Annotated in this window: 7 protein-coding genes; 4 read left to right on the top strand and 3 right to left on the bottom strand. The window is 62.1% G+C overall.

The annotated features are described in order from the left end of the window. Together WB528_RS11440 and WB528_RS11435 are read left to right on the top strand one after the other, a co-directional pair. Positions 1 to 1,206: AMP-binding protein (locus WB528_RS11440; RefSeq protein ID WP_423888524.1), on the top strand; the 1,206-nt coding region annotated here is incomplete at its 5' end. Further along, positions 1,203 to 1,673, top strand: a complete 471-nt coding sequence (locus WB528_RS11435) for a RidA family protein (protein WP_423888523.1) — start codon at positions 1,203 to 1,205, stop codon at positions 1,671 to 1,673. The genes WB528_RS11440 and WB528_RS11435, both read left to right, overlap by 4 nt. Positions 1,674 to 1,722: 49 nt before the next feature. Here WB528_RS11435 and WB528_RS11430 read toward each other — a convergent pair whose 3' ends face one another. Continuing rightward, entirely contained in the window at positions 1,723 to 2,556 is an 834-nt protein-coding gene (locus tag WB528_RS11430) for a CHAD domain-containing protein (protein ID WP_423888522.1), read from the bottom strand. A gap of 275 nt (positions 2,557 to 2,831) precedes the next feature. Here WB528_RS11430 and WB528_RS11425 point away from each other — a divergent pair, with 275 nt between their 5' ends. Both WB528_RS11425 and WB528_RS11420 read left to right on the top strand, forming a co-directional pair. Further along, positions 2,832 to 3,560: a Crp/Fnr family transcriptional regulator gene (locus WB528_RS11425; protein ID WP_423888521.1), complete on the top strand. Its 729-nt coding sequence runs from the start codon at positions 2,832 to 2,834 to the stop codon at positions 3,558 to 3,560. A 68-nt stretch (positions 3,561 to 3,628) separates the two neighbouring features. Next, a complete protein-coding gene (locus WB528_RS11420) occupies positions 3,629 to 3,910 on the top strand; it encodes a hypothetical protein (RefSeq protein WP_423888520.1) in 282 nt (93 codons plus the stop codon). A gap of 19 nt (positions 3,911 to 3,929) precedes the next feature. Here the strand turns inward: WB528_RS11420 and WB528_RS11415 are convergent, their stop codons facing one another. Together WB528_RS11415 and WB528_RS11410 are read right to left on the bottom strand one after the other, a co-directional pair. Next, the gene (locus WB528_RS11415; RefSeq protein WP_423888519.1) at positions 3,930 to 5,411 is read right to left on the bottom strand and encodes an ATP-binding cassette domain-containing protein; all 1,482 of its coding nucleotides are present in this window, start codon (positions 5,409 to 5,411) and stop codon (positions 3,930 to 3,932) included. A gap of 1 nt (position 5,412) precedes the next feature. Continuing rightward, positions 5,413 to 6,336, bottom strand: a complete 924-nt coding sequence (locus tag WB528_RS11410; protein WP_423888518.1) for a branched-chain amino acid ABC transporter permease — start codon at positions 6,334 to 6,336, stop codon at positions 5,413 to 5,415.

Genomic DNA, 6,336 nt, shown 5'->3' with positions numbered 1-6,336 from the left:
GTCGCCTGCGCCAAGACCAGCCGCTTTCTCAAGCAGGTCGTCAATTTCGACGGCACCTCGAACCACGACGCCGAGCTTGACCGGGTGGCCTTGAGCAAGCCGGTCCGTTTCGAGGCGGTCAAGACCGGCCGCGACGACGTGGCACTACTCGGATTCACCTCGGGCACGACCGGCGAGCCGAAGGCGACGATGCATTTCCATCGCGATCTTCTGATCATCGCTGACGGCTATGCCAAGGAATTTCTCAACGTCACGCCGGACGACGTCTTCGTCGGCTCGCCGCCGCTCGCCTTCACTTTCGGGCTCGGAGGGCTCGCGATTTTCCCGCTGCGGTTTGGCGCGACCGCAACGCTGCTCGAAAACGCCTCGCCGCCCGAGATGATCAAGATCATCGAGACCTACAAGGCGACGATCTGCTTTACGTCGCCGACAGCGTATCGCGCGATGATGGCCGCGATGGACAAGGGCGCCGATCTGTCCTCGCTGCGACTGGCGGTCTCTGCCGGCGAAACCTTGCCGGCGCCGGTGTTCGACGCCTGGACGAAAAAGACCGGCAAAACCATTCTCGATGGCATCGGCAGCACGGAAATGCTGCACATCTTCATCAGCAATCGTGAGGGCGCCGCCGCTGCCGGTTCCACCGGGGTTCCGGTTTCCGGCTACGAGGCAAAAATTGTCGACGACAATATGAACGAATTGCCGGCCGGCGCCGTTGGAAAGCTGGCGGTGCGCGGGCCGACGGGCTGCCGTTACCTCGCCGACCAGAGGCAGTCGAATTATGTGCGCGACGGCTGGAACCTGACGGGCGATTCCTTCTCTCGCGATGAAAAGGGCCGTTTCTCGTTCGTGGCGCGATCCGACGACATGATCATTTCCTCCGGCTACAATATTGCAGGTCCCGAGGTCGAGGCCGCGCTTCTCAGCCATCCTGCGATCTCCGAATGTGGCGTGGTCGGCGCGCCCGACGAAGCGCGCGGCATGATCGTCAAGGCCTATGTGGTGCTGACGGCGAGCGTGACTGCAAGCGACGCGCTCACCGCCGAATTGCAGGATCACGTCAAGCAGGCGATCGCGCCCTACAAATATCCGCGCGCCATCGAATATGTCGCGCAATTGCCGAAGACCCAGACCGGCAAGCTCCAGCGTTTTGCCTTGCGGCAGATCGCGCAAGGCAAAAGCCCCTCGACCGGCGTGGCGGCTGAATGAAGAAGGAAGAGTCAGTGAACCCTTTGAAAGGCCCTTCTACTGCCGTCCGCTCCGAAAGCGAGACGCTGTCTGCGGAGTCACGAATTCTGCAACCGAGCGGCTGGCCGGCGCCGAAAGGATATGCCAACGGCATGACCGCCGAGGGGCGTCTGGTGGTGACCGGCGGCGTGATCGGCTGGGACATCCACGGCCATTTGCCGGCGGATTTCATCGCGCAGGTGCGCCAGACCCTGCGCAACATTGCTGCTATTCTCGCTGAAGGCGGCGCGGGGCCGGAACACCTGGTTCGCCTGACCTGGTATGTCGTCGATATGGACGAATATCTCGCAAGCCTGAAGGCGCTCGGGCAGATCTATCGCGAGATCTTCGGCGCGCATTATCCGGCGATGGCGCTGCTGCAGGTCGTGCGTCTGGTCGAGAAAGCAGCCAAGGTCGAAATCGAGGCGACCGCGGTCGTGCCGCGCTGATTGCATCTCCCGGCGGCATTACTCTAAGTGCTACGCGATACTCTAAGCGCTACGCGGTTTTCAGCGGCTTGAGCTTCGCAAGGTCGCTATAGGCGTCTGCCGCCTTCCGCAGCAGGCGCTTCTTTTGTTTAGGCTGAAGCGCGCGTTCCCTCCCATCCATCTTGTCTTCGCCAAGCGCGGCCGCGAGCGCGCGGAATCGTGCATCGTCGTTCAACTCGCCGAGCGATTTGTGGGTCTTGCGCAGCAGGTTCAGCGTTGCCTTCACGGCGGATGTCCCGCTTGATGGCACCAACGTCTCCGCGGCTTCGATCGCGTAGCTCAGCCGCTTGTTGGCAAGCCGCACCCGGTGAAGTTTCCGCGCGCCGAGCTCCTTCAGCTTGTGGCTTTTCTTCAAGAGCTTGTTCCGCCACTCCTGCAATTTGCCGGAGCAGTATTCGTCCGCCGGCCGCGCGCGCCGCGCGACGGCTTTTTTAGTCCTCTTCCGCGACCAGTCGCCGCTCTCGATCCAGGCGGTGATATCCCCGATCAGCCGCCGATAGCGTGGTGAACCAAGGGCGCGTGTCAAATGCCGCTGGCAGGCGGCACGCTCGCGTTTCCAGGACTGATCCTTGAGGCTTGCTGGCCGCGTGGTCTTCGCCAAACGCTCGAGCGCGACATCGAGATCGCGAACGATGCCGAGATGGGCGTTCAGCCACTTCAACTCCGTAGCAAGCCGCAGTTGTTCGTCGCCCTCAACCATGGGCGAGAAAAGGGCAATCGTGGTCCGGAGCCGCGTCATCGCAACACGCATCGCGTGCAAAGAGTCCACATCACCCGCAACAGTACCACCATGCTGCGCCGTCAACTGGTGGAGGTAGTGGGTTGCGGCCGTCCGAAACGCCATCTCGCACGTCATCGAGCCATGGAGCGTCGGAGCCCCTAACGAAGCCTTAATTGTGAGCATTGCGTCCATGAGAACAGGGTGCCCCGCTGTCGTCTCCTTGACAACAGGACTTGTTCCGGCGCGATCTTTGCGGCACTACTGAGAAAACTCCATGAATCCCGTCACGGGACATTTTTTCAGCGGCATCCGGCTGTCAAACCGTTGCCTCGGCCCGACGATGGATGGTCGTTTGGCAGGGTTGCGCGCCGGGTTTCGTATCCGGAGGACTGGTCGGCGTGCCCCGAGACAAAACCATCGAGCCCCGGCAAATGGCAAACGGAAAGCTGTCGGTGCTACGCAAACACCCGATTTTTCGCGACCTCGACGCTGAAGCGTTTGAGCAGCTTGGCCGTTACGCCAAGTCCGCGACCTTAAAGCGCGGCGCGACGATCTTCTCCAAGGGCGATCCCGGAAACAGCCTGATCGCGGTCATTTCGGGAACAGTGAAGATCAGCATTTCATCGCCGGATGGGCGCAACGCAATCCTCAATTTGATCGGCCCCGGTGAGATTTTCGGCGAAGTCGCCGTGCTCGATGGGCAGGCGCGAACGGCGGATGCCATCGCCAACAGCAACTGTGAAATTTTCGTCATCGACCGCCGCGAATTCCTGCCGTTCGTAAAAAGCCAGCCGGCGCTGGCGATGAAGTTCATCGAATTGCTTTGCACGCGGCTGCGCTGGACCAGCGACCAGGTCGAGCAGGTGATCTTGCAGGATCTGCCGGGCCGGCTTGCAAGCGCCCTGATCCGCCTCACCGAACGCCACAAGGCGACGCAAGGCGGCCGCGCGATTGCGATCACCCAGCAGGAAATCAGCGAGATGGTCGGCATGTCCCGCGAGAGCATCAACAAGCAATTGCGCGCCTGGGCTTCCCGCAACTGGGTTCGCCTCGAACACGGCGCCATCGTCGTGCTGGACGCCGGTCCGTTGCAGGAAATCGCCGGATCGGGAACCGAAGGCCCTTAATTCGAGCAACGCGAACGAGTGTGAAGCAGGTCACACGTGTTTGATCGATCCCGGGCTAGGTTAGCGGCATGGGGGACATCCTCAATGTGGAGGCGTCCATGAATGCTCCGTTCGACAGATCAAACAAGAGCGACAGCACCAATCCAGGTCGTAGAAGTGGATTTGTGATCTTGCCGGCATTGATCGCAATTGTGCTGGTTACACTTGCTATCACCCAACCGAAGATGTCTCGCTGGATATCCGACTCCGTCCAGGCGGAATTTGTCGGCGGCGTCAATATGGACGACGCGCCGACGCAGACCGCGCGGCCGGATAAGGCCATGCCCGAGCGCACCGTCCTTGCCGATTGAAGCAACGCGCTGACGGTTGTCAGAGATAACCTTCGCCGGCCTCGGCTGCGAAACGGCCCGGATCGCCTTCCCAGACGATCCGCGCATGTTCGAGCACATAGACGCGGTCGGCGTGGGGAAGCGCAAACGTCACGTTCTGTTCGCCCAGCAGCACGGTAATCGGCGTGGTCTGACGCAGCCGTTCGAGGGCCTTGGACAATTGCTCGAGGATAACAGGAGCAAGCCCCAGCGTGGGCTCGTCGAGGATCAGGATTTTCGGCTGCATCATCAGCGCGCGGCCGATCGCGAGCATCTGCTGCTCGCCGCCTGAAAGCGTCTGCGCCATCTGGCCCTGACGCTCCTTGAGGATCGGGAACAGCTCGAACAGCCAGGCGAGCTGCTTCTCGCGGTCCGCGTCCGTCAGGTGCTGACCTCCGAGATCGAGATTTTCGCGCACGCTCATCTCGCCGAACAGTTCGCGCGATTCCGGACACTGCACAATGCCGCTGCGCGCGATTTTTGCCGGGCTCGTGCCGCGCAGCTTTCCGCCGTCGCGGATGATTTCGCCGCTGTAGGGCAGGAAGCCGGAAATCGTGTTGAACAACGTGGTCTTGCCAGCGCCATTCAGTCCCACCACCGAGACGAATTCGCCCTGATGCACGTGGATCGACACATTCTCCAGCGCCTGCGCCTTGCCATAGAACACGCTGACATTTTCGACCTGAAGCAGCGGGACCTTGTCCTTGAAGCTGGTTTCCGGGCGCGCCGACGTCTCGATCGCGCCGCCGAGATAGACGCGCCGCACGGTCTCGTTGCGCATGACCTCGTCGGCGCGGCCGGTGACGATCTTCTCGCCGAGATACATCGCAAGCACCCGGTCGACCAATGCCGCCACGCTCTTGACATTGTGGTCGACGAGCAGCACCGCGCGGCCTTCGTCACGGAAGCTCTTGATCAGTTCGGAGAAGGTCGCGACTTCGCCGAGCGTCAGCCCTGCAAAGGGCTCGTCGACCAGCACCACTTTGGGATCGCGGGCGATCGCCTTGGCGAGCTCGAGCCGCCTGAGGTCGGCAAAGGGCAGCGTCGGCGGATGGCGATCCATCACCGCGCCGAGGCCGACGCGATTGGCGATCCACTTGGCACGCTCGGTCAGCGCCTTGTCCGGAAACAGCATGAACAGGCTGTCCGGCAACAGCGCCACCATGATGTTTTCAAGCACCGTCTGCCGGTTCAGCGGCCGCGAGTGCTGGAACACCATGCCAAAACCCTTGCGCGCAATCTTGTGCGCGGGCAGGCCGGCGACGTCTTCACCCTGGAAGATCACTTTGCCCGCAGTCGGGCGCTCGATCCCCATGATCGATTTCATCGCCGTCGATTTGCCGGAGCCGTTCGGTCCGATCAGGCCGAAAATCTCGCCGGCATACACGTCGAGGTCGAGATTCTTCACGGCCGTGAGGCCGCCAAAACGCTTGGTGAGGCCGCGGACCTCGAGGACGGGCTGGTTATTGGTGGTCGCGTCCATATCAGCGTCTCTCGTGCGAAAGGGCGGCGCCCAGGAAACCGCCGGGGAAGAACAGCACGACGAGGAGCGCCACCGCCGAGACGATGAAGGTCGCAAGCTCGCCGGTCGGCCGCAGGAATTCGCTGGCGACGATCAGGAAGATCGCGCCCAGCGCCGCGCCAAGCACGGTGCGGCGTCCGCCGAGCACGGCGGCGACGATGACGTTCACGCCGACGGCGATATCGACCACGGTCCCGACCGAGGCGGTGCCGAAATAGAACACCAGCAATGCGCCGGAAAGACCCGAGAAGAACGCAGAGACGACGAAGGCTGCCAGCTTGTGCTTGACGATGTTGAAGCCGAGCGCGCCGGCCTGCACCGGGTCCTGGCCGCTCGCCTGCAATACGAGCCCGACCGGCGATTGCGACAGGCCATACAGGATCAGCGCGCTGATCGTCATGAAGCCGAGTGCGATCCAGTAGTTTGCGCCAGCGTTGATCGTAATGACGTCGGGAATGGTCAGCCCGATCTCGCCGCCGGTGAGATCGGCGAACACCACCACGAAGTTCTGCAATATCAACACCGCGACCAGCGTGGTCAGGCCGAAATAGGGGCCGCGAACCCGTAACGCCGGCAATGCCAGCACGACACCGGCGACGACCGAAGCGAGCGCGCCGAGCACGATGCAGAGAAAAACCGACCAGCCGTATTGGGCGTTCAGAATGCCGGCGGTGTAGGCGCCGACGCCGATCAGGAAGGTCGGGCCGAAATTGACCTCGCCGGCAAACCCGAACAGCAGGTCCCAGGCCATCGCAAACACGCCGAAGTAATAGGCGACCGTCAACAAGCCCAGAACATAGCCGGAGACATAGAGCGGAAGCGTCGAGGCGATGATAACGATCGCGAGCGAAACGAAGAACAGCCGTGATTTGAAGAACCCGCCCAT

This window comes from Bradyrhizobium sp., from assembly GCF_049586575.1.
In the GTDB taxonomy this organism is placed as follows: domain Bacteria; phylum Pseudomonadota; class Alphaproteobacteria; order Rhizobiales; family Xanthobacteraceae; genus Bradyrhizobium.
This window is presented reverse-complemented; position numbering and strand designations above follow the sequence as displayed.

Coding starts and splice junctions, on each gene's coding strand:
- WB528_RS11415 (WP_423888519.1), bottom strand. CDS start 5,411: ATGGACGCGACCACCAATAACCAGCCCGTCCTCGAGGTCCGCGGCCTC.
- WB528_RS11430 (WP_423888522.1), bottom strand. CDS start 2,556: ATGGCGTTTCGGACGGCCGCAACCCACTACCTCCACCAGTTGACGGCG.
- WB528_RS11410 (WP_423888518.1), bottom strand. CDS start 6,336: ATGGGCGGGTTCTTCAAATCACGGCTGTTCTTCGTTTCGCTCGCGATC.
- WB528_RS11420 (WP_423888520.1), top strand. CDS start 3,629: ATGGGGGACATCCTCAATGTGGAGGCGTCCATGAATGCTCCGTTCGAC.
- WB528_RS11435 (WP_423888523.1), top strand. CDS start 1,203: ATGAAGAAGGAAGAGTCAGTGAACCCTTTGAAAGGCCCTTCTACTGCC.